Source organism: Oscillospiraceae bacterium (assembly GCA_025757985.1).
Lineage (GTDB): Bacteria > Bacillota > Clostridia > Oscillospirales > Ruminococcaceae > Gemmiger.
Map to the genome: position 1 here is coordinate 1,241,877 of CP107210.1, position 21,570 is coordinate 1,263,446.

At 60.1% G+C, this 21,570-nt stretch carries 21 protein-coding genes and 2 pseudogenes; 17 read left to right on the forward strand and 6 right to left on the reverse strand.

Features of this window, described 5'->3' with window-relative positions; genetic code table 11:
• Positions 1–34: 34 nt before the first annotated feature.
• Positions 35–1,209 (reverse strand): annotated as a pseudogene (locus tag OGM67_06290) (MFS transporter).
• Positions 1,210–1,314: 105 nt separating this feature from the next.
• On the opposite strand from OGM67_06290, the gene OGM67_06295 reads away from it, so the two are divergent.
• From OGM67_06295 to OGM67_06305, 3 genes are all read left to right on the forward strand, one after another.
• A complete protein-coding gene (locus OGM67_06295; GenBank protein ID UYJ35914.1) occupies positions 1,315–1,464 on the forward strand; it encodes a hypothetical protein in 150 nt (49 codons plus the stop codon).
• Positions 1,465–1,637: 173 nt separating this feature from the next.
• Complete coding sequence (locus OGM67_06300) at positions 1,638–1,841, forward strand: hypothetical protein (protein UYJ35915.1); 204 nt, start codon at positions 1,638–1,640, stop codon at positions 1,839–1,841.
• Positions 1,838–2,257 carry an AraC family transcriptional regulator gene (locus tag OGM67_06305; GenBank protein ID UYJ35916.1) on the forward strand — a complete coding sequence of 140 codons (420 nt, stop codon included), beginning with the start codon at positions 1,838–1,840 and terminating at the stop codon, positions 2,255–2,257. The genes OGM67_06300 and OGM67_06305 overlap by 4 nt, the downstream gene beginning before the upstream one ends.
• 125 nt (positions 2,258–2,382) lie before the next feature.
• On the opposite strand, the pseudogene thrS reads toward OGM67_06305, so the two are convergent.
• A pseudogene (gene thrS / locus OGM67_06310) lies at positions 2,383–4,173 on the reverse strand (threonine--tRNA ligase).
• A 643-nt stretch (positions 4,174–4,816) separates the two neighbouring features.
• On the opposite strand from thrS, the gene OGM67_06315 reads away from it, so the two are divergent.
• The 14 genes from OGM67_06315 (at position 4,817) to OGM67_06380 (ending at position 18,909) form a co-directional block, all read left to right on the forward strand.
• A complete protein-coding gene (locus OGM67_06315; GenBank protein ID UYJ35917.1) occupies positions 4,817–5,656 on the forward strand; it encodes an ABC transporter substrate-binding protein in 840 nt (279 codons plus the stop codon).
• A 154-nt stretch (positions 5,657–5,810) separates the two neighbouring features.
• Entirely contained in the window at positions 5,811–6,578 is a 768-nt protein-coding gene (locus OGM67_06320) for an amino acid ABC transporter permease (GenBank protein UYJ35918.1), read from the forward strand.
• Entirely contained in the window at positions 6,565–7,281 is a 717-nt protein-coding gene (locus OGM67_06325; GenBank protein UYJ35919.1) for an amino acid ABC transporter ATP-binding protein, read from the forward strand. The genes OGM67_06320 and OGM67_06325 overlap by 14 nt, the downstream gene beginning before the upstream one ends.
• Positions 7,282–7,543: 262 nt before the next feature.
• The gene (locus OGM67_06330) at positions 7,544–8,422 is read left to right on the forward strand and encodes an ABC transporter permease (GenBank protein ID UYJ35920.1); all 879 of its coding nucleotides are present in this window, start codon (positions 7,544–7,546) and stop codon (positions 8,420–8,422) included.
• A gap of 13 nt (positions 8,423–8,435) precedes the next feature.
• On the forward strand, positions 8,436–9,713 hold the full coding sequence (locus OGM67_06335) for a polysaccharide ABC transporter ATP-binding protein (protein UYJ35921.1): 1,278 nt from the start codon (positions 8,436–8,438) through the stop codon (positions 9,711–9,713).
• Positions 9,714–9,716: 3 nt separating this feature from the next.
• Complete coding sequence (locus tag OGM67_06340; GenBank protein UYJ35922.1) at positions 9,717–10,691, forward strand: glycosyltransferase family 52 protein; 975 nt, start codon at positions 9,717–9,719, stop codon at positions 10,689–10,691.
• 144 nt (positions 10,692–10,835) lie between these two features.
• Entirely contained in the window at positions 10,836–11,570 is a 735-nt protein-coding gene (locus OGM67_06345) for a 3-deoxy-manno-octulosonate cytidylyltransferase (GenBank protein UYJ35923.1), read from the forward strand.
• Entirely contained in the window at positions 11,563–13,122 is a 1,560-nt protein-coding gene (locus OGM67_06350; GenBank protein UYJ35924.1) for an aldolase catalytic domain-containing protein, read from the forward strand. The genes OGM67_06345 and OGM67_06350 overlap by 8 nt, the downstream gene beginning before the upstream one ends.
• Before the next feature lie 2 nt (positions 13,123–13,124).
• Entirely contained in the window at positions 13,125–13,631 is a 507-nt protein-coding gene (locus OGM67_06355) for an HAD-IIIA family hydrolase (GenBank protein ID UYJ35925.1), read from the forward strand.
• A 22-nt stretch (positions 13,632–13,653) separates the two neighbouring features.
• The gene (locus OGM67_06360; GenBank protein UYJ35926.1) at positions 13,654–16,206 is read left to right on the forward strand and encodes a DUF2142 domain-containing protein; all 2,553 of its coding nucleotides are present in this window, start codon (positions 13,654–13,656) and stop codon (positions 16,204–16,206) included.
• Positions 16,207–16,301: 95 nt separating this feature from the next.
• Positions 16,302–17,432, forward strand: coding sequence for a glycosyltransferase family 4 protein (locus OGM67_06365; GenBank protein UYJ35927.1), 1,131 nt, complete (start codon positions 16,302–16,304; stop codon positions 17,430–17,432).
• 1 nt (position 17,433) lies between these two features.
• Positions 17,434–18,153, forward strand: a complete 720-nt coding sequence (locus OGM67_06370) for a glycosyltransferase family 2 protein (protein UYJ35928.1) — start codon at positions 17,434–17,436, stop codon at positions 18,151–18,153.
• A 1-nt stretch (position 18,154) separates the two neighbouring features.
• Entirely contained in the window at positions 18,155–18,514 is a 360-nt protein-coding gene (locus OGM67_06375; GenBank protein UYJ35929.1) for a DUF2304 domain-containing protein, read from the forward strand.
• Between the two features lie 107 nt (positions 18,515–18,621).
• Entirely contained in the window at positions 18,622–18,909 is a 288-nt protein-coding gene (locus OGM67_06380; protein ID UYJ35930.1) for a hypothetical protein, read from the forward strand.
• 82 nt (positions 18,910–18,991) lie between these two features.
• Here the strand turns inward: OGM67_06380 and OGM67_06385 are convergent, their stop codons facing one another.
• The 4 genes from OGM67_06385 to OGM67_06400 all read right to left on the reverse strand — a co-directional run bounded on the left by OGM67_06385 (position 18,992) and on the right by OGM67_06400 (position 21,554).
• Complete coding sequence (locus tag OGM67_06385) at positions 18,992–19,438, reverse strand: zinc-ribbon domain-containing protein (protein UYJ35931.1); 447 nt, start codon at positions 19,436–19,438, stop codon at positions 18,992–18,994.
• 72 nt (positions 19,439–19,510) lie between these two features.
• On the reverse strand, positions 19,511–20,071 hold the full coding sequence (gene efp, locus OGM67_06390; GenBank protein UYJ35932.1) for an elongation factor P: 561 nt from the start codon (positions 20,069–20,071) through the stop codon (positions 19,511–19,513).
• A 117-nt stretch (positions 20,072–20,188) separates the two neighbouring features.
• Positions 20,189–21,052: a TIM barrel protein gene (locus OGM67_06395; GenBank protein UYJ35933.1), complete on the reverse strand. Its 864-nt coding sequence runs from the start codon at positions 21,050–21,052 to the stop codon at positions 20,189–20,191.
• Positions 21,045–21,554 (reverse strand): YqeG family HAD IIIA-type phosphatase, encoded by a 510-nt coding sequence (locus OGM67_06400; GenBank protein UYJ35934.1) that lies wholly within the window; start codon positions 21,552–21,554, stop codon positions 21,045–21,047. Before OGM67_06400 ends, OGM67_06395 begins: the two co-directional genes overlap by 8 nt.
• Positions 21,555–21,570: the final 16 nt, after the last annotated feature.

The following is a 21,570-nucleotide window of genomic DNA, read 5'->3' on the forward strand; positions in this document are numbered from 1 at the left end:
GCTCGGCACCTCCCTTTGACAAGGGAGGCTTTATTTAGACCTTCCCCGCCCGCCTCGCGGCCGTCTTTTTATGCAGCTGCTCCGACAGGATAAAACATCAGTGCCAGCATGGCGAGCAGTGCCCACGGGTAGAGCTGCATCGTGATATTCTGCGCTAACACGCCGAAAAACGGAGACAGCAGCGTCACGCCAACGTAGGCGGCGGCCATCTGGATGCCGGTCATCGCCATGCTCAGGTTTTTGCCGAAGTTGGCGGGCGTCTCGTGGATGATGCAGGGGTAGATGGGGCGCGCAGCCCAGTCCGATGACCACAAGGCCCACCGGCAACACAGCGCTGCCCGGCAGAAGCAGCAGCGCAATACCCACGGCGATGAGTGTCTGCCCCAGACGGATCATCTGCTGGTCGTTGAATTTCATCGTCAAAAAGCCGCTCAAAAACCGGCCGCCCGTGATGCCCAGATAGAACAGGCTCGCCCAACTGGCGGCGGTCGTCGCGTCCAGCCCGCGCACCAGTGTGCAGTAGCTGGCCGCCCACATGCCGGCCACGGCCTCCAAACCGTTGTATAGCGCGAAGCAGCACATCACCTCCGGCACGCCGGGCACTTTCATCAGCTGCGGAAGGGTGCGATGCTCGGGGGTAAAGTCCTCCCCTGCCCCAGCATCGGCGGGGGTCTGCCACAGCGGCAGGCTGAATAGCAGCACAGCGGTCAAGGCGATTTGCAGAATCGAGATGATGCGGTAGCCGCTCTGCCAGGTGCTGCCCGCCAGCGCCCAGCCCATGATGACCGGGCCGCCCGCTGCGCCGATGCCCCACATGCAGTGGAGCCAACTCATGTGGCGGCTCTCATAGTGCAGGGCCACATAGTTGTTCAGCGCGGCGTCCACGCTGCCGGCGCCCAACCCGTAGGGGATGCCCCACAGGCAGAGCTGCCAGAACTCTGTGCAGGTGGAAAAGCCGAGCAGTGCCACAGCGGTGGTGGCCACGCTCAGCGCCGTGACCCGCCCGGTGCCGAGGCGGGTGTTGAGCCGCTCGCTTGCAAGGCTGGACACGATGGTCCCGGCGGAGATGATCATCGATACGCCGCCCGCCCACGACACGCCCGCGCCCAGCTGGGGGTACATGGTGGGCCACGCCGCACCCAGCAGGGCATCCGGCAGACCAAGGCTGATGAATGCCAGATAGATGACCGGTAAAAGCAAAGAAACCATACAAATACCTCTTGACAATTTGAAATCAGAACACTATGATTATACCATCAAAAGCGGAGGAATAATGCGAGGAATCCGCCGAGATTCTGGTACAATTCCGTCAGAATGGAGGTAATAGGGATGGCGCTTAGCCCCTGCTGCACAGAGCTGGACGAAAACGGGCGTGAGCTGAACGCCCACGGCACGGCGGCGTTTCCGGTCGCGTGCTACCATGATCAGCTTGAGATCGACCCCGGTGCCATGGCACTGGCATGAGGATCTGGAGGTGCTGGTCGTGACCGAGGGTACGGTGCTGGCCGCCGCAGGCGGTGAAAATGTGTACTGCCGGTCGGTGACGGTATCTTTATCAATGCGGGGGTGCTGCATGCCGACTGGCAGGCATCGGCCGTCCCCTGCCGGCTGCGCAGCATGGTGTTTCACCCGCGCTGGTGGGCGGCAGCGCCGACAGTGTATTCTGGCAGAAGTATCTGCAGCCGCTGCTGACCGACCCTACCCGCCCCTGCGCGGTGCTGCACCGGGAGATCCCGTGGCAGCGGCAGGCGCTGGAGGCAATGGAGCAGGCCTACCGCGCCGTGGTCAATGAGGTGCCGGGCTACGAGTTCAAGGCGCGGGGCCCGCTCTGTCGGAGATGATCTGGCAGCTGGTGACCCATGCGCCGTCCGCCCGGCCTATCCCCAAAAAGGCGCTGCGCAGTGCCGACCGCATCAAGCAGATGCTCCAGTACATTCAGGATCACTACGCCGAGGATGTCTCGGTCGATCAAATCGCGGCCAGTGCCTCCATCAGCGCCAGTGAGTGCCTGCGGTGCTTCCATGATATGATCGGTACAACGCCGAACCAGTATCTGCGGGACCGGCGCGCCCAGCGTGCAGCAGAGCTTTTGTGCGGCACCGGTCTGAGCGTGACCGAGATCGCCGGGCAGTGCGGCTTTCAGGACGGCAGCTATTTTGCGCGGTCGTTCCGGCAGGTCTACGGCTGCGGCCCGACAGAGTATCGCCGAAAGGCAAGAAGAGCGGGAGCGGGTGTAGCGGGAAAAGCCCGCGTGTAGGCCTCCTCACGCAGTGGAGAGGCGGCTGAGTAAAACGATGCCGGAGGGGCATTGGCACATTGCCGCCGGTACCAATAAAAAATACCGCTGTCATTTTCTGACAGCGGTATTTTTATAAACCGATATTAGCCGTTATTCACGCGGTTCTTGATTTCATCAACAACCTTGGCGATGAAAGCGTCCAGCTCCATCGTGGTGGTGTCGCCCTTGCGGTCACGCACGCTGATGTTGTTGGCCTCGACTTCCTTCGCGCCCAGAACCAGCATGTAGGGCACACGGTCGACCTGCTGGGCCTGACGGATCTTGTAGCCGATCTTCTCGTTGGATTCATCCAGCACGACGCGGACGCCGGCGGCCTGCAGCTTGGCAGTGACATCCCTTCGCGTAGTCCAGCGTCTTCTCGCTGACGGGCAGCACCTTGACCTGCGTGGGAGCCAGCCAAGTCGGGAAACGGCCCTTCGTCTCTTCGATCAGATAAGCCATGAAGCGGTCGAGAGAGCCGAGGATTGCGCGGTGCAGCACAACGGGGGTCTTTTCGCTGCCGTCCTTGTCCACATAGGTCAGGTGGAACTTGGCGGGCAGGCAGAAGTCCAGCTGGCAGGTGGACAGCGTGTACTCGGCACCGACAGCGGGCTTGACATTGACATCCAGCTTCGGGCCGTAGAAGGCAGCCTCGCCGATCTCCTCGGTGAAGTGGATGCCCAGCTCGGTCAGAACCTCGCGCAGGGCGTTCTCGGCATGGTTCCACATGGCGTCATCGTCATGGTACTTCTTCTTGTCAGCGGGGTCGCGCAGGGACAGCACGCAGCGGTAGTCGGTGATGTTGAAGTCCTTGTAGACATCAAAAATCAGGCTGCAGACATCGGCGACCTCGCTCTTGATCTGCTCGGCGTGCAGAACAGGTGGGCGTCATTCTGGCAGAAGTGACGGCCGCGCTCGATGCCCTTCAGCGTGCCGGAGGACTCATAGCGGAAGTCATGGGCGATCTCGCCGATGCGGATGGGCAGCTGGCGGTAGCTGTGCGGCTGGTTGGCGTAGATCATCATGTGGTGGGGGCAGTTCATCGGGCGCAGCACATAGCTCTCGCCCTCCATCTCCATGGCGGGGAACATGTTCTCACGGTAGTGATCCCAGTGACCGGAGGTCTTGTACAGGTTCACGGTGCCGATGCAGGGAGTCATGACATGCAGGTAGCCGCGCTCGCGCTCCTTGCCCTTGATATACTCCTCCAGCTGCTGCCAGACGGTGTAGCCGTTGGGCAGGAACATCGGCAGGCCGCGGCCGACGAGGTCGTCCGTCATGAACAGACGCATCTCCTTGCCGATCTTGCGGTGGTCGCGCTCACGGGCCTCCTGCTGCTGCTTCTCCCAAGCGTCCAGCTCCTCCTGATTGCGGAAGGCAACGCCATTGATGCGGGTCAGCATCTTGTTCTCTTTGTCGTTCTTCCAGTAAGCGCCGGACTGCTGGGTGATCTTGAAGGCCTTGAGTGCCTTGGTGTAGCACAGGTGGGGTCCGATGCACATGTCAACATACTCGCCCTGCTGATAGAAACTGAACTCGGTCTCGTCAGCGAGGTCGGCGATATGCTCGATCTTGTAATGCTCCTGACGCTCCTCCATCAGCTTGACAGCCTCATCACGCGGCAGGATGAACGGCTTGAGAGGAAGATTCTCCTTGCAGATCTTCTTCATCTCTTTCTCGATGTTGGCCAGATCCTCATCGCTGAGCTTGGTGTCGCCCAGATCAACATCGTAGAAGAAGCCGTTCTCGGTCGCGGGGCCAAAGGCAAAGTCCGCCTGCGGGTAGAGGCGCTTGATGGCCTGAGCCATGATGTGGGCTGCCGTGTGGCGCAGAACGTGCAGTTCTTCTTCCTGCGGGCACTCGGCAACGGTGCCGTCCTTGTAGATGATCTTCATGGTTGTACGCTCCTTTTGCATAGCTGCAAACAAAAAATGCTCCATCCCTTACGACATACAAGGGATGAAGCATTGAAAAGCTCCACGGTTCCACCCAAATTGCGCCTTGCTTTAATACTTAATAAAGGAAAGCGCCGCTCAAGCCGGCTGTAACGGGCCGTACCCGGCGGAGGTTCGCCCCCGCGCTCGGCAGTGGTAAGGCTGCGGGCCGCTGTAAAACCGCTTGCACCACGCGGAAGATCCGCGGCGGTTCTCTCTTATACAAGGCACCGCATCCCGTTTGTCTGCCTCGTGGCTTTGTACAGGATGAAGTTAAGTTATTTATAGCACAAGTGCGGCTTTAAGTCAAGTAGAAAAATTTGGAATGTTGAGGCTGTAGGGGCCGCACATGTGCGGCCCGCAACGTAAAGGCAAGCAGGCGTCTGTCATAAAGCTGCGGGCCGGGCATGCCCGGCCCCTACATTTATACCTCCGCCAGATTGCACAAAAAACTTTCCACTCCCCTGCTCTGCCCATGTAAAACGCCGAAGTTATTAAATATACATTGACTTTACATATTTATGCAGTTATACTGTATACATCAACCAAGTGAGGGCTTGGGAAGGTACAAACATTTGAGATACATTGAATCGAGGAGATCATCATGAAAAAAATCACTGCTCTGATGCTCAGCTCCGCTATGATGCTGAGTCTGGCCGCCTGCGGCGGTTCCGCTTCCACCGATGCTGCTTCCAGCGAGGCCGTTTCCTCTGAGGCTGCTTCCAGCGAGGCTGTCTCCACTGCTGAGGCTGCACCTGCGGCGCTGACCACCGTCACCGCCGGCAAGCTGACGATGTCCACCAACGCCGCTTTCCCCCCGTATGAGATGACCACCGACAGCGGTGACTTTGAGGGCATCGACATTGAGGTTGCGGATGCCATCGCCAAGAAGCTCGGCTTGGAGCTGCAGGTCGACGACATGGACTTTGACGCCGCTCTGCTGGCTGCCCAGAACGGCAAGAGCGACATCGTCATGGCCGGTGTCACCGTCACCGACGAGCGCCTGAAGGTCATGGACTTCTCCGACACCTACGCCGAGGGCATCCAGTCCATCATCGTGCCTGAGGGCTCCGACATTGCCACCGCTGACGACCTGTCCGGCAAGGCCATCGGCACCCAGCGCGGCACTACCGGTTACATTTACTGCACCGACGACTTCGGTGAGGACAACGTCATCGCCTACGACGACGGTCTGACCGCTGTGCAGGCCCTGAACAATGGTCAGGTTGACGCCGTCGTCATCGACAACGCTCCCGCCAAGGAGTTCGTGGAGGCCAACCCCGGCCTGAAGATCCTCGACACCGCTTATGCGCAGGAGGATTACGCCATCGGCGTTGCCAAGGGCAACACGGAGCTGCTGAACGCCATCAACGGCGCACTCGAGGAGCTCGAGGCTGACGGCACCCTGCAGGCCATTGTGGACAAGTACATCAACGCTGAATAAGCGTTTTGTAGCTTACCGAAAGGCACGCCGGAACCCGGCGCGCTTTTCTTTTATTATGCTGTGATTTTTCCTATAAGTATGGTATAATCAGCAATATCATGTAAAATCAGTGTCGCTTTGTAGGAGCGGCCCAAAAAGAAAGGTTGTGTTGCGGATGGAGGCGCAGTTTGAAGCGCTCTCGGAGCTGGCCAAAAGCGGCCAGCAGCTGAGCTTCGGCCAGGACTTCTTCGTAAAATTCTACCAGGCATTTTTGTATGCGGACCGGTGGCAGCAGTATATCAAGGGCGTCGGCACGACCCTGCTGGTCACGGCCATTGCGCTGGTGCTGGGCGTTGTGCTGGGTGCCATCGTTGCCATGATCCGTGTGGGCTATGCCCAGCAGAAGCCCCACCACCGCAACCCGATTCTGGGGATTTTCAACGCAGTGGCGCAGGTGTATGTCACAGTCATCCGCGGCACGCCCATGATGGTGCAGCTGCTTATCATGAGCATGGTCATCTTTGCCAGCAGCCGCAACTTTACGATGGTCGGCGCACTAGCACTGGGCATCAACTCCGGCGCGTATGTCTCCGAAATCATCCGCGGCGGCCTGATGGCGGTCGATCCCGGCCAGATGGAGGCGGGCCGCAGCCTTGGTCTCAACTATATGACCACGATGTTTGAAATCATCATCCCGCAGGCTATCCGCTCCATCCTGCCTGCGCTGGGCAATGAGTTCATCATGCTGCTGAAGGACTCCTCGCTGATCACGGTCATCGGCGGCAAGGAGCTGCTGTATGCCGCGCAGGGCATCATGAACCGTACCTATGAGGCCATGTTCCCGCTGCTCGGCGTTGCTGCGACCTATCTGGTGCTGGTCATGCTGTTCAGCGCGCTGCTTGCAAAATTTGAGAGGAGGCTGGCGCAAAGTGATAGACGTTAAAGGACTGAAGAAGAACTACGGCGGCCTGCAGGTGCTGAAAGGCGTGGATCTGACGATCAACAAGGGCGACTGCGTTGTGCTGGTCGGCCCCTCCGGCTGCGGCAAATCCACCTTTCTGCGCTGCCTGAACCGTCTGGAGGAGCCGGACGGCGGCCACGTCATCTTCAACGGCAAGGAAGTCACCGACCACGACATTGACCATGTGCGCCAGAAGATGGGCATGGTGTTCCAGCATTTCAACCTCTTCCCCCACCTGACGGTGAAGAAGAACATCACGCTGGCCCCCGTGCGTCTGGGCCTGATGAAGCAGCCCGAGGCCGACAAGAAAGCCATGGAGCTGCTGGAGCGCATCGGTCTGGCCGACAAGGCGGACACCTACCCCAATATGCTGTCCGGCGGCCAGAAGCAGCGCATCGCTATTGTGCGTGCGCTGGCGATGAACCCCGATGTGCTGCTGTTTGATGAGCCGACCTCCGCCCTTGACCCCGAGATGGTCGGCGAGGTGCTGGAATTGATGAAGGAGCTGGCCCGCGGCGGCATGACGATGGTCTGTGTCACCCATGAGATGGGCTTTGCCCGTGAGGTTGCCAACCGAATCATCTTTATTGATGAGGGCATCGTCAAGGTCGATAAGGGCCCGCAGGAATTCTTTGCCAACCCCGAAAACGAGCGCTTGAAGGCATTTTTGTCAAAGGTGCTGTAAAATAGTGAATGTATAAAAGCGGTCTGCCGATGGATTTTCGGCAGGCCGCTTTCTTGCTGCCTGTAGAGGCCGCACATGTGCGGCCCGCAGCCTTGCGGGAAACGCCCGTTTGCCTTTCACAACCGGGCCGGGCATGCCCGGCCCCTACCATAATTATAAACGCTGCGGCAAGTTGATTCTTTGCGCGAAATGTGGTAAAATATCACTATTACTATGGAGAACTGTGCAAACACGATCATACACATAAGGAACAGGTATTTTTATGGCTGAAAATCTGCAAACCACCCGCCCGGCCGACGAGGGCTGGACTACCGTCATACGCCCCAAAACCGGCTGGTTCGACATCGACCTGAACGAGCTGTGGCGCTACCGCGACCTGATCACGATGTTTGTCAAGCGCAACTTTACCGTGCTGTATAAGCAGACAATACTCGGCCCTGCGTGGATCATCCTGAACCCGCTCATCACAACGGTCATCTTCAATATCGTGTTCGGCGGCATGGCCAACATGCCTACCGATGGCGTGCCCGGCTTTTTGTTCTACATGGCGGGCAACACGGTCTGGACTTTTTTTGCAAACTGCGTCAACAACACGGCCAACACCTTTGTGACGAACTCGCAGATCTTCGGCAAGGTCTACTTCCCCCGCCTGACGATGCCGGTCAGTCAGGTGCTGACCAGCCTGATCAACTTTGGCATTCAGGCGGCGATGTACCTGATTTTCTGGGTGTGGTTTTTTGCCACCGGCAGCGGCGTGGCCTTTACACTGTGGGTGCTGGCGGTGCCCTTTGTCATTCTGGAGGTCATGCTGCTCGGCCTCGGTGTCGGCATCATCGTATCCTCGTTGACGACAAAATACCGCGACCTTGCCATTGCCGTGGGCTTCGGCGTGCAGCTTTGGATGTACGCCTCCCCCGTTGTCTACCCGCTGTCGATGCTGGACGCCAGCCCCCGTCTGCGCGTGCTGGTTCAGCTGAACCCCATGACCTCCCCGATCGAGATCTTCCGCATGGCGACCTTAGGCACCGGCACGGTCACGATGTTCGGCATCGTGTACAGTCTGGTATTCACCGCCGCCGCGCTGGTGCTGGGTGTCGTGCTGTTCAGCCGCATCGAAAAAACCTTTATGGATACCGTCTGAGGGAGGGCGTATTATGTCTACAACCGAAAAACGCCCTGTCATCGAGGTTACAGGGCTGAAAAAGCAATACAAACTCGGCCAGATCGGCGGTGGCACGCTGACGCACGACCTGCAGAGCTGGTGGGCGCGCGTGCGCGGCAAGGAGGACCCGAACACCGTCATCGGCACGGATCAGCGGCTGTTTGGGCAAACCTTTATGGCACTGAACGGCGTAGACCTGACGGTCTATCAGGGGGAGGCACTTGGCATCATCGGCCGCAACGGCGCGGGAAAATCTACGCTGTTAAAGCTGCTGTCCCGCATCACGGCCCCCACCGAGGGTGAAATCAAAATTCGCGGCCGCGTGGCCTCGATGCTGGAGGTCGGCACCGGCTTCAACAATGAGATGACCGGCCGCGAGAATATCTATATGAACGGCGCGATCCTCGGCATGACCAAGGCCGAGATCGACGCCAAGCTGCCGCAGATCATTGAATTTTCCGAGTGCGGCGACTTTATCGACACGCCGGTCAAGCGCTATTCCAGTGGCATGTTTGTGAAACTTGCCTTTGCCGTGGCCGCCCACCTTGACAGCGAGATCATGGTCATGGACGAGGTGCTGGCGGTCGGCGATATGAAGTTCCAGCAGAAATGCCTTGGCAAGATGAGCGATGTTGCCAATCAGGACGGCCGCACGGTGCTGTATGTCAGCCACAATATGTCCACCATCCGCCAGCTCTGCAGCCGCTGTGTCGTGCTGGACAAGGGCAAGGTCATCTTTGACGGAGATGTGGAGCAGGCGATTGCCGTCTATATGGACACGACCGATGTGAATGTGGTCCACTACGACTTGGCCGATGTTGCCCGCATGACCGGCAGCGCCGGTAAGCGATTCCGGCTGGAAACGCTCGACTTTGTCGATAAGGAGTCCAGCGTCTTTGCGGACACCGAGAAGATGCGCGTCAAGATCACATGGCGCGTGTCGGAGCCGTTTGCGGGGATCCACATGAAGATGAATCTCCACGCGCGGGACTCCTCCCCTGTGGGCATCACCCACCCGGTCGACCTCGGCCCCGCTGAGCCGGGTAAGCTCTACACCTCGGTGTTTGAATTTGACCCGAGCCTGCTGGGCGAGGGACAGTATTTCTTCTATCTCGATATTTTTGACGGCGCGCTGGCCCATGCGGTCTGTCTGGACAAGCCGGTGACCGAGTTCGCCTTTGAAGTGACCAACAGCGACCTGACGATGCCCGAATGGGCGTCCGGCTGGGGACGCATCCACTTCCCGCCCGTCAAGCTCGTGCAGGAGTGACGCATGAAACCGAATCTTTACATCTGCCACACGGCCTATCAGGTGCTTGTTGATCTGCTGCGGGCCGGGCGCTGCGCCTGTGAAAATGGGCCTCATACGATGGTGCTTTCCGCGTCTGTGCCCGACACCGCCGCGCTGGCGGCCCGGCTGGACGCGACCGGTGTTGTCAAGACGATCATTGTCGAGGAGACAAAGTGGCCCGGCACTGTGACCGGCCTCTTTGCCCACCAGCGGGCCGCGCGGGCGTTTGAAAAGCTGTGCGGATGGAAATTTGACCGCGCTGCGTATGAAAATGTCTACATCCACAACGATTGGAGCGTGCTGGGCCGCTACCTGCAGGACTGCCGCGCCGGGTATATCCTCTGTGAGGACACCTTCGGCAGTACGCTCGGCCCCGACCAGCATCTGGTGACTGACCAGCGCGCGGCGGCCGATTTTGCCGCGAAGCAGCGCGGAAAAGGCTACCTCTACTGGGGTGACAGCCCATGGTGCCGCTGCGTCGAGAGCGAGGACGCCGCGCGGTGTACGCTGTTTGCCGCCGACCGCATGGTGACGGACAGCAAGGCCAAACTGTTGGAAAGCCTGACCGAGGACGAAAAAGCAATGGTGCGCCGCGTATTTTTGACCAGGCCCCTGCCGGAAAAGGCCGATGGCGCCACGCTTTTGCTGCCCCGCAGCTTTGTGGCGGACGGCCTGATGACGCAGGGACAGCAGGACGCGATGTTCAAGGCGGTGGCGGCAAAATATGCTGCCGGGCCGCTGTTTATCAAGACGCACCCGCGGGATGCAACCGATTATCAGGCGCTTTTCCCCGAGGCGGTCGTGCTTGAGCGCACGATGCCCAGCGAGGTGCTGAACTTTTGCCTGCCGTTTACCTTTGCCCGCGCCGTAACGGTACAGAGCTTTGTTTTGCGCGGCTTTACCGCCGCCGAAGAAAAAATCCTGCTGACGCTGGACGAAGCGAGAGCGCTGGTGTAAAGAGTTGCAACTGTAGGGGCGGGACATGTCCCGCCCTCAACCTGATTGTAATAGAGCGCTTTCCGTAAAGCTGTGGGCCGGGCATGCCCGGCCCCTACATGCGTGGTTCATTTTATATATAAGCCAAATATGCGAGGTACAACCATGAAAACAATCGCTGTGATTCCGGCGCGGTATGCGAGTACGCGGATGCCGGGCAAGCCGCTGGCCGATGTGTTGGGCAAGCCGATGATCTGGTGGGTGTACAAGGCCGCCAAGGCCTGCCCGAAGCTGGACGATGTGCTGATCGCCACCGACGATGACCGCATTGCTGAGGCCTGCAAGAAGTATGATATGAAATATCTGATGACCAGCCCCGACCATGACACCCCTACCGGCCGCATCTGGGAGGTCAGCACCGTGGAGGACGCCGACCTGTATCTGCAGCTCATGGGTGATGAGCCGCTGGTGAACCCGGCGGCGTTTGACCTGATCCTGCCCAGCGCCCTACCGGCTGACCCTTATTATGTCGCTGTGCTGACCAATGTCATGGAGCATCCGGCCGATGTCATTGATTTTTCCAACCAGAAGGTCGTGACCAACGCCGCGCGGGAGATCCTGCTGATTTCCCGCAGCCCCATCCCCTACCCGAAGGGCACGCTGGATTTTGAGTACGAGAAGGTGACCGGCATCCAGCTGTACAGCAAGCAGGCACTGAAATTTTACCATGATACGCCGAAATCTATTCTGGAAAAGGCTGAGGAAAACGATATGATGCGCTTTATCGAGAATGGGCATAAGGTACACGCCATCGTCAGCCCGTACAAGACGGTCAGCGTGGACACGCCTAAAGATTTGGCGCTGGTCAATGAAATTCTGAAGGAGAAGCAGCATGGCTGATATCAAACTGCTGGACTGCACCCTGCGCGACGGCGGCTATGTCAATAGCTGGCAGTGGGGCTTCGGCTCCGCCCGCCGCATCATCCAGACGCTGACCCGCGCGGGCGTTGATGTGGTCGAGGTGGGCTTTCTGCGCAATGTGGACGGCTACGACCCCGATGTCACGGTCTGCAACACCATTGAGGAGCTGAACCGCCTGCTGCCTGACGAGAGCCAGCGCGGCCGCACGATGTACTCCGGCATGGCGATGCGCTCCAACTACGACATTGCCAAGCTGTCCCCCTACGATGGACACGGCATCGAGATCATCCGCATCACCGCGCACGATTACGACATTAAAGACGGCATGGACTTTGCCCGCCGCATTAAAGAACTGGGCTACAAAGTCTCCATCAACCCCATCAACATCATGGGCTACAGCGATAAAGATCTGCTCTGGATCTTTGAGCAGGTCAACGCCATCCACCCGTGGCAGTTCTCCATCGTGGATACCTTCGGCAGCATGCGCCGCCGCGATCTGGAGCGCATCGTCAGCATGGCGGACCACAATTTGGCCCCGGACATCCGCCTGGCGCTGCACCTGCATGAGAACATGGCCCTGAGCTTCTGTCTGGCGCAGGAGTTTTTGGATAAGCACCTGCGCCGTGATCTGGCTGTGGACGGCAGCCTGATGGGCATGGGCCGTATCCCCGGCAACCTGCCGATCGAGCTGATCGCCGATTATATGAACGAGTATTTCGGCAGCCACTACAACATTGATGATTTGATGGACGCCATTCAGGATCACATTGCGCCCATCAAGGGGGAGTGCGCATGGGGCTATACACCGGCGTATTTCCTGTCGGCCAAGTTCAATCTGCACCGCAACTATGCGGAGCATTACCTCGGCAAGGGCGATCTGACCAACCGGGACATCAACCATATTCTGGCGGACATTGCCCCCGACAAAAAGACGGTGTTTGATGCGGCCTACGCCGATGCCCTGTACACCGAGTACAAGAACCGCCGCACCGATGATACCGCCGCGCTGGCTGCCCTGCAGGCTGCCTTTGCGGGCAAGACGGTGCTGGTGCTGGCCCCCGGTGCCAGCCTTGCCGCAGAGGCAGGCCGTGCCGCTGTGGCGGCTGCAGCTGCCGATGTGACGGTATCTGCCAACTTTGTGCCGGGCTTTATGCGGCCGGACTACGCCTTCTTTACCAACGCAAAACGCTTTGATGAGGCCGCAGCCTACCCCTGCCCGCTGATCCTGACCAGCAACCTGCGCGCTGATAAGGATGCCGCTGTTGTGAATTATGACCGGCTTTCCGCCACCGATGCGCAGGGCGGCAACAGTGTGCTGATGCTGCTGCGGCTGCTGCGCCAGTGCGGCGCGGCGGGTGTGCTGCTGGCCGGTGCCGATGGCTACCGCACAGGCACGGCGGCCTATGCCGATGCAGGCCTGCACACCCACACAGGCCGCGGCGCGGCCTACAACGCCCAGATGGCCGGTGCCATCCGTGCGGCGGGGCTGCCGGTGCGGTTCATCACCCCCAGTGAGTATGAGAGGGCCTGACTATGATACGCTTGCTGGTGCTGGATGTGGACGGCACGATGACCGATGGCGGCGTTTATTACGATGCCACCGGCAATGAGATGAAAAAGTTTGCCATCAAGGACGGGGCCGGGCTGGTACTGGCCCGCACGGCGGGCATCCGCGTGATGATCTGCACCGGGCGGCAGAGCGAGGCCGTCCGCCGCCGCGCCGCCGATTTGAAAATTACCGATGTATACCAGAATGTCGGGCAGAAAGCCGTATTTCTGCAGGCGTTTATGGCGGAAAACGGCTATACCCGGGAGCAGACCGCCTACTGCGGCGATGACCTCAACGATCTGGCGGCTATGGCGCTGTGCGGCTTTGTGGCCTGCCCGGCGGACGCTGCCGAGGAGGTAAAGGCCCGCGCAGATTATATCTGCCCCCAGCGCGGCGGCGAAGGTGCCGTGCGCGGCGCGGTCGAGAAAATTTTGCGCAGCGATGGACGCTGGAACGACGCGGTGAAAAAGGCGTTCGGCGCAGCGTTGTGATTTCGCATTTGCGGGAGATTGCATGAAAAATCCAAAACAAAAAAAACATACCCCCTTGTTGGCCGCGCTGGCAACACTCATCGTGCTGCTGGCAGCGGTGGTGCTGCTCTGGCTGGCCGAGGTGCGCCCGCAGGTGACGAAGGGCCGCAGCGAGATCATTACAGATTTTCTGCGCGCAGAGCTGATCCATGACGGCGAGACCGCCGAGCAGGTGTTCACCTACGACAAGGATCTGCTGACGATCGGGCTGGAGTTTTACCTGCCCGGGGAGCAGCCCAGCGGTGCGCTGGAGGTGGTGCTCTATGACGCCGATACCGGCGCAGAGCTGTCCCGCTCGGTCGGTACGATGGACTATATTGTGCCTGACCAGTATACGACCCTGGGGCTGGACCCGGCAGTGACCGGCCGGGAGGGCCGCCGCTACCGGCTGACCGTTACACCCCATTACACGACCGATGCGATCCTTGCCGTGGGCCACAGCGATGGCGTGGCACTCTGGAAGGAGCAGATGTCGGTCAGCGGCCGCGCTGTGGACGGCACGATGGCGATGCAAATCACCTACCAGCGCATCGGCGGCTATCTGACGCGGTTTTTCCTGCTTGTGGCAGGCCTTGCTGCCGTGCTGGCGGCGTTCGCTGTCTGGGCAGTGCTTGGCAAAAAACTGGCGCTGCACCGCCTTGTATTTGTGCTGGTGCTGGGCTTTGGGCTGCTGTACAGCTTTGTGCTGCCGCCCTACGCCGCGCCGGATGAGAAATACCATATCAACCAGAGCTTCACCCTTGCCAGCCGCTGGGCCAATGATCTGTCCCGCGAGGAATGGCGGATGGGCCGGGTCCCCACGACAACGACCTTCCGCCGTGTGGGGGACGAGGACGCCGACCTGCAGAACGAAAACACGACCGTGTTTACATGGGAGGCGTTCACCTCGCAGCTTTTGACCACGACCGAGGAGCCGTTTGACAGCCATCAGGAGTACAACGAGCTGCAGACCGACCAGAACCCGCTGCTTTATCTGGCAAGCGCGGCGGCGGTCTTTCTCGCCTACCTGCTGCATCTGGGGTTTGCCCCCGCGCTGCTGCTGGGGCGGCTGGCAAACCTGCTGCTCTTTGCGGCGCTGGCGGCGCTGGCTGTCAGGGCGGCACCCTTCGGCAAGCGGGTGTTTACGGCGGCAGCGCTGCTGCCGATGACGCTGCATCTGGCGGCCAGCTTCAGCCGGGATGCCCCGCTGCTGGGGTGCAGCTTTGCCTTTACGGCGCTGTTGCTCGATGCAGCCTTCGGCCCCGACCGGGGCAAGGCGCTCTCCCCTGCCCGGCTGGCGGCGCTGCTGCTCTGCGGCGTGGTGCTGGCCCCGGGCAAGCTTGTCTATCTGCCGCTGGCAGCGCTGCTGCTGCTGGTGCCTGCCGCGCGGCTGGGCCGCCATGCCAAGGCGAAAAAATGCGGCTATCTGGCTGTCTGCCTGCTGCTGGCGCTGGTGCTGAACAGCGGCCTGCTGACCGACACGCTGCGCACCGGTACGGTGCAGGAGCCTGCAGCCGCAGCGGCTGAGCCGGCCGGCAGTGACCGCGCCGCCAAGGGTACGCCGACACCGGCCGACTGGGAGTATGAAGCGCAGATCAACGAGAACTCGCTGGAAAACTATGTAAAGCGGCTATACTATTATGTGGAGGATAACGCCGCGCCCGCCAAGAGCGAGGTGGACTTCTGGGTGCAGGCTCTGCGCGAGAAGGATGTGACCCCCGCCGTGCTGGGACAGAGCTTCCTTTTTGCAGCGGATAAGGCCAACACCTACACGGACGCGCAGGCGTTCTATACCGAGGCATCGCTCGTGCTGTTCGGCACTGATGTGACGGTGGGTAATGCAGATGCCTACCTGCCCTATTTTGCTGAGGGCGGCGCGGTGCAGGCGTACAAGCAGCTGTTCAGCCTGCCCAGCTGTCAGGAGCAGTTTGCCGGGCTGGGCGTTGAGGTCGGCGCGATGGATGACCGCATCCCGCTTGACCGCACGGCGCTTGCGGAGCAGGTCGAGGCGGCCCGCGCCACCCGCGCTACCCAAAGCACGGTGGATGCGGGCGACAAGGAGACCTATACGCCGGGATATATCCTGCGGCACCCGGCAGCCACGGCACTGCTGTTTGTGCGCAGTGTCGTCAAAAATGGGGATCACTATATCCGCACGCTGGTCGGCGGCAGCCTGAGCTATTACACGGTGGAGCTGGCCTGGGGCTGGGTCGCTGTGCTGTATCTGCTGCTGGCCTACGCAGCCCTGCCGGTGCAGGGCGCAAAGCAGCTGCTCACGGGCAGGGCCCGGGGCTGGTGCTGCGCAGCGGCGGCGCTCTGCTGCCTGCTGACGGTAGCGGGCTGTCTGCTCTGGACACCGATCCGCTATGAAACGCTGTACGGCTTGCAGGGACGGTACTTTTTGCCGATCCTGCCGCTGCTGCTGTTGGCCTGCCTGCCCCGCCGCTTGGCCACGGTGCCCGACGAGGGCGCCGCGCAGGATAAGCTGACGATTGCGATCGCGCTTGTACAGGCGGGCGTGGTGGTGAATAGTATGTTGGCGATTATTGCAGGGTGAAGCCCTGCAAATAAAAAAAGCCGCGCCTTGCGGCACGGCAAAAACTCCATATTATTTATTATCCATTATCTACAATTTTGAAAAGGCCAACTGTAATGGTTATTTGCTTCTTCTCAACCCAATACCTCCCCACCCCCGGCGGGGTCGAGCGGTACACATGGAATCTGGCGCGGCGGTGCGCTGCCGCCGGTCACAGGGCGCTTGTTGTTACGGCGGCGCTGCCGGGTCTGCCCGCGCGGCAGACCGATGCCGACGGCATCGAGATCTTCCGTCTGCCGTCATGGCCGGTCATGGGCGGGCGCTTCCCGGTGCTGAAGCCCTTTGCCCCCGCCGATGCGCTGTGGGCGCAGGACATTGACTTTGCGGTCATCCAGACCCGCATGTACCCCCAGAGCATCTGGGCTGCGCACCAGTGCAGGCGGCGCGGCATCCCGGCGCTGGTCATCGACCACTCCACCGGCTATATGATGCACGGCGGGCTGACCGGGACGCTGGGCCGGATGTATGAGCATCTTGCCTGCGGCAGCATCCGCCGCTGCGGGTTCCCCTTCTACGGCGTGTCCGGGGATGTCTGCCGTTGGCTGCAGACCTTCGGCATCCGGGCGGCTGGCCGCCTGCCGAACGCTGTGGACCCCGTTGAGCTGGACAGGCTGGCCCATGCGGAGGGTGCCATAAACTGGCGCGAAAAGCTGCACCTGCCTGCGGATGGAAAGCTCATTGCGTTTATCGGGCGGCTCATCCCCGAAAAGGGTGCGCTGCGCCTTGCCGAGGCTGTGCAGGCCCTGCCGGGCTGCACACTGGCCGTGGCGGGCACCGGCCCCGAGGAGGCCGTGCTGGCTGCACTGGGCGGCCGGGTCCATGCGCTGGGCGCGCTGCCGCACGATGCGATCATTCAACTGCTGGCACAGGCGGATGCCTACTGCCTGCCCACCGAGTATGCCGAGGGCTTCCCTACCACGCTGCTGGAGGCGGCAGCCTGCCGCTGCCCCATCGTGACGACCCGCACGGCGGGCACCGGAGAGCTGCTGCCCGGGGAGGACTACGCGATCTTCCTGCCCGATGCCGGCACTGATGCGATCCGCGCCGGGCTTGCCGCCCTGCTGGCAGACCCGGCCGCCGCGCAGGCCCGTGCCGAGAACACCTACCAAAACCTTTGCAGCCACTTTACATGGCAGGCTGTCTTTGCTACAATGATGGAAGTCGTAAAGTCTGCCAAAAGGAGCTAAGATGTCAAAATTACTCATTGTGATCCCCGCCCATAACGAGGAAGCCAATATCGTGCAGGTCGTTGAGGAGCTGACGACCGACTATCCCCAGTACGACTATGTGGTCGTCAATGACGGCAGCCGCGACAAGACGGCGGCCATCTGCCGCGCCCGCGGATACCGCCTGATCGACCTGCCGGTCAATCTGGGGCTGGCAGGGGCGTTCCAGACCGGGCTGCGCTTTGCGGCGGAGAACGGCTACGACTGCGCTATGCAGATGGACGCTGACGGCCAGCACAAGCCGCAGTATATCGAGGCGATGCTCCATGAGCTTGAGCAGGGCAGCGATATTGTCATCGGCAGCCGCTTTCTGACCGTGAAAAAGCCCAAGACGCTGCGGATGCTGGGCAGCTATATCATCAGCTGGTCCATCCGCCTGACAACGGGCCGCGCCATCTGCGACCCCACCAGCGGCATGCGGATGTTCAACCGCGCCATGGTTGAGGAGTTTGCCCAGAACCTCAACTACGGCCCCGAACCGGACACCATCAGCTACCTGATCAAGAACGGCGCGACCGTAAAAGAGGTGCAGGTCGAGATGGGCGAGCGGATGGCCGGCCAAAGCTACCTGACCTTCTGGCGCAGCGTGCAGTATATGGTCAAAATGGCTATCTCCATCCTGCTGATCCAGTGGTTCCGCAAGCGCGACACCGAGACCCCCTACCCCGAAAGGAGCCTGTGAAATGTTCGACCAAACGCTCATTCGCATCTGCCTGATTCTGGGCAGCCTTATCACGGCGGGGTATATCCTGCGGCGTGTCCGGCTGGCAAAGGTACAGATCGAGGATACGATCTTCTGGCTGCTGTTCAGCGCGGCGCTGCTGATTCTGGCCATCTTCCCCGGCATCGCCTACTGGGCCGCCAACCTGCTGGGCTTTATGAGCCCCATCAACTTTGTTTATGTTGTCATCATCTTTCTTTTGCTGGCCAAGCAGTTTTTTATGTCGATCCGGCTGAGCCAGCTGGACAGCAAGGTCCGCATCCTGACAGAGCAGGTGGCGCTGAACGAAGAAAAGGTCGAGCGGGACAAGCTGGATCTGTAATGAAAAGGCTTCTCCCCTCTGGGGAAGGCTTTTGCAAATAAAATTTGTATTCCCCAAAAATCTATGCTATAATATAGTATTGACTAAACAGAAAGAAGGTTTCAGATATGGCTTATACCCCGAAGCTGACCTATAAGGGCCGCCCGCTGGTGCGCTGCGGCAACGATATTTACTATGGCTCGATGAAGGACCCGTTCGTAGTCTATCTGCAGGTGCTGTCCACCAAGAAGGAGAACGGTGTGGATGTGGCCGATAAGGTCCATATTGTGCTGCTCTCCACCGATGAGTCGAAGCCCCTGCCTGAGCGCATTGCCCGTCAGGCCAACAAGGTCGGCCTGTACAACGCGCTCTCCTTCGGTGACATTATGCTGCAGGGCGCACTGCAGAAGAAGTAAGCCCCTGCCCCACAAACAACAAAATCCCCGCAGCCAAGACGGCTGCGGGGATTTTTATTTGTCGTAGGGGTATGCCCTTTACTTAGCGGTCCTGCTTGTCGGTCTCCTCGGCGGAGTCCTCCTCGGTGCCCTCCAGCTCAATGTCAAAGGTGGCACCGCAGTGGGGGCAGACCAAATCGCCCTCGGGATCCATCAGGGTCTCCTCGTCCAGGGTGGAGATCTCGCCGCAGTTGGGGCAGGTCACCTCGTACAGAGCGCCGTGATCTTCCTCTTCCTCGTCCTCGTCATCATCCTCTTCGTCATCGCCGTAGATGTCGCTGACGACATCGTCCAGATCCTGATCGAGCGTTTCCAGCTCGTCATACACCTGATCAAGGGCATCGTCATGCTCGGTGACGGTGGCGGCCATCTCCTCCAGCAGATCCATCATGGCGGCAATGACCTTGCCGTTTTTGGAGTCTGCGTCAAATTCCATACCGGTCATCAGGCCGCGGATGTAGGCGGCCTTTGCATTCAGATCCATAGCCATAATCAAAATCCTCCCTATTATCAAAAATGCCGGGCGCGGCGGTACGGCCATGCCCGGCAAAGAAAACCTAAATCAGTTCACGCGCTCCATATACTCGCCGGTGCGGGTATCGATGCGGATCTTGTCGCCCTCGTTGATGAACAGGGGGACGCGGATCTCGGCACCGGTCTCAACGGTGGCGGGCTTCAGGGTGTTGGTGGCAGTGTTGCCCTTGACACCCGGCTCGGTGGCGGTGACTTCCAGCTCAACAAAGTTGGGGATCTCAACGCTGAAAACCTTGCCCTTGTAGCTCAGCAGCTTGCAGGTATCGTTCTCCTTGCAGAACTTGAAGTTGTCGGGCACATCGTTGGCACCAACGGGGATGTCGTCATAGGTCTCAACATCCATGAAGTGGTACAGATCGCCATCCTCGTAGGAGTAGGTGACCTCCTTGCGCTCGATGAAAGCCTGAGGGAACTTAGCGGTCGGGTTGTAGCTGGTCTCAACGACAGAGCCGGTGATGACATTCTTGGTCTTGGTGCGGACAAAGGCAGCGCCCTTGCCGGGCTTGACATGCTGGAACTCAACGACCTGAAGGACCTGGCCGTCCTGCTCGAAGGTGACGCCGTTACGGAATTCGCCTGCAGAAATCATATAGAAACTCCTCCATAAATAAATTATACATACCTGTTTATATTTTACAGTATGGAAAGCAATTTTGCAAGGCCTGTACAGATATTTTTGCGTGAAATTTGATATTTTTTGCCGAATTTACAGCGCCGCATAGCCTTGGGCCAGCGCGGCGGCGTCCTCGGCCTGTGTGCCGGCCGACTCACAGATGATCGTGGGGGCCAGACCGCGAGCCTTCAGCAGCTGCAAAAGCGGAAGATGAGGCGGGCCGAACGCGGTATCCGCAAAGGTCAGGTGGCATTTTTCTCCGCCCTTGGTGTAAGCAATGCGGGAAAAATGCGCGTGAAAGTGTACCGCGCGGTCATCGCCCAGCCGCTCGGCCAGTGTGTCGAGCAGGGCGGCGTAATCCGCGGCGGCAGTGGCCTCGGCAAACTGTGTGCCGCAGCTGCGGGCGTACAGGTGCCCGAAGTCGATGCAGGGGGTGATGCGGCTGTCCACCGCGCACAGCGCCAGTACCTCGTCCAGTGTGCCCAGCTGGTTGACCTTGCCCATCGTCTCCGGGCAGAGGATACAGTCACCGTAGCCTGCCTCGTCGCAGGCCTTAACGGCGCGCTCCATCGTGTCCAGAGCCTTTTCCAGTGCGGCCTCCCGGCTCTGCTTGCCGCAGGAGCCGGAATGGAAGATGACACGCCGCCCGCCCAGCGCCTTGACGAGGGCGCAGCTCTGCAGCAGATAGTCGATGCTGTGCAGCCGCTTGTCCTCCTCAAGGCTTGACATGCTGATATAGTAGGGCGCATGGACCGAGAGGGCGATGTTTCGCTCTGCACAGGCGGCGCCCAGCGCGGCGGCTTTGTCGTGCGCCAGCCGCACGCCGCGCCCGCACTGGTACTCGAACGCCGTCAGGCCGAAGCCTGCCGTATAGGCGGCAATGGCGGCGGGGTCGAACTTTTTGACCGTGTAGCTGTCGGCCAGTCCGGCTGTGCCGAAGCGCAGGGTGTCATTCATACAGCGTACCGCCCTTCTGATAGTATTTGTCGATCCAGTACGGTTCAAACTTGCGTTTTAGCAGCACAAATTTGTTTTTGTCGTGGCTGGTGCGGGGCATCAGGTAGAGGCAGGGGCAGCCGTACAGCCCGGCGGCCATCCGGTCGGCAAAAATCTGGTCCCCAACCATGGCCATCTCGCTTTTTTTGCAGCCCAAGCGGCGGCGCGCCACCCGCAGGCCGATGGTGAACGGCTTGCAGGCCAGCGGTACCCAGGCAAGGCCCACGCGCTCGGCAAAGGGGCGCACCCGCTTGGACGTGTTGTTGGAGACGATGGTCAGGCTGATGCCTGCTGCGCGCATCTCGTCCAGCCAAGCCTGCACGGAGGGTTCCAGCACCTGACTGTTGTCCCCGGTCAGGGTGTTGTCCACATCCAGCACCAGCGCCCGGATGCCGTGCGCGGCGAGGAAATCCGGGTGGATACACTCGATTTTCTTAAAGATATATTCGGGGGTTAAAATCATAGATGTGACCTTTTTT

Excerpts from the sequence above, each read along its gene's own strand:
- OGM67_06295 (UYJ35914.1), top strand. The coding sequence starts at position 1,315 with ATGGAGGTAATAGGGATGGCGCTTAGCCCCTGCTGCACAGAGCTGGAC.
- OGM67_06305 (UYJ35916.1), top strand. The coding sequence starts at position 1,838 with ATGATCTGGCAGCTGGTGACCCATGCGCCGTCCGCCCGGCCTATCCCC.
- OGM67_06315 (UYJ35917.1), top strand. The coding sequence starts at position 4,817 with ATGAAAAAAATCACTGCTCTGATGCTCAGCTCCGCTATGATGCTGAGT.
- OGM67_06320 (UYJ35918.1), top strand. The coding sequence starts at position 5,811 with ATGGAGGCGCAGTTTGAAGCGCTCTCGGAGCTGGCCAAAAGCGGCCAG.
- OGM67_06330 (UYJ35920.1), top strand. The coding sequence starts at position 7,544 with ATGGCTGAAAATCTGCAAACCACCCGCCCGGCCGACGAGGGCTGGACT.
- OGM67_06335 (UYJ35921.1), top strand. The coding sequence starts at position 8,436 with ATGTCTACAACCGAAAAACGCCCTGTCATCGAGGTTACAGGGCTGAAA.
- OGM67_06340 (UYJ35922.1), top strand. The coding sequence starts at position 9,717 with ATGAAACCGAATCTTTACATCTGCCACACGGCCTATCAGGTGCTTGTT.
- OGM67_06345 (UYJ35923.1), top strand. The coding sequence starts at position 10,836 with ATGAAAACAATCGCTGTGATTCCGGCGCGGTATGCGAGTACGCGGATG.
- OGM67_06350 (UYJ35924.1), top strand. The coding sequence starts at position 11,563 with ATGGCTGATATCAAACTGCTGGACTGCACCCTGCGCGACGGCGGCTAT.
- OGM67_06355 (UYJ35925.1), top strand. The coding sequence starts at position 13,125 with ATGATACGCTTGCTGGTGCTGGATGTGGACGGCACGATGACCGATGGC.
- OGM67_06360 (UYJ35926.1), top strand. The coding sequence starts at position 13,654 with ATGAAAAATCCAAAACAAAAAAAACATACCCCCTTGTTGGCCGCGCTG.
- OGM67_06365 (UYJ35927.1), top strand. The coding sequence starts at position 16,302 with ATGGTTATTTGCTTCTTCTCAACCCAATACCTCCCCACCCCCGGCGGG.
- OGM67_06370 (UYJ35928.1), top strand. The coding sequence starts at position 17,434 with ATGTCAAAATTACTCATTGTGATCCCCGCCCATAACGAGGAAGCCAAT.
- OGM67_06375 (UYJ35929.1), top strand. The coding sequence starts at position 18,155 with ATGTTCGACCAAACGCTCATTCGCATCTGCCTGATTCTGGGCAGCCTT.
- OGM67_06380 (UYJ35930.1), top strand. The coding sequence starts at position 18,622 with ATGGCTTATACCCCGAAGCTGACCTATAAGGGCCGCCCGCTGGTGCGC.
- OGM67_06385 (UYJ35931.1), bottom strand. The coding sequence starts at position 19,438 with ATGGCTATGGATCTGAATGCAAAGGCCGCCTACATCCGCGGCCTGATG.
- efp (UYJ35932.1), bottom strand. The coding sequence starts at position 20,071 with ATGATTTCTGCAGGCGAATTCCGTAACGGCGTCACCTTCGAGCAGGAC.
- OGM67_06395 (UYJ35933.1), bottom strand. The coding sequence starts at position 21,052 with ATGAATGACACCCTGCGCTTCGGCACAGCCGGACTGGCCGACAGCTAC.
- OGM67_06400 (UYJ35934.1), bottom strand. The coding sequence starts at position 21,554 with ATGATTTTAACCCCCGAATATATCTTTAAGAAAATCGAGTGTATCCAC.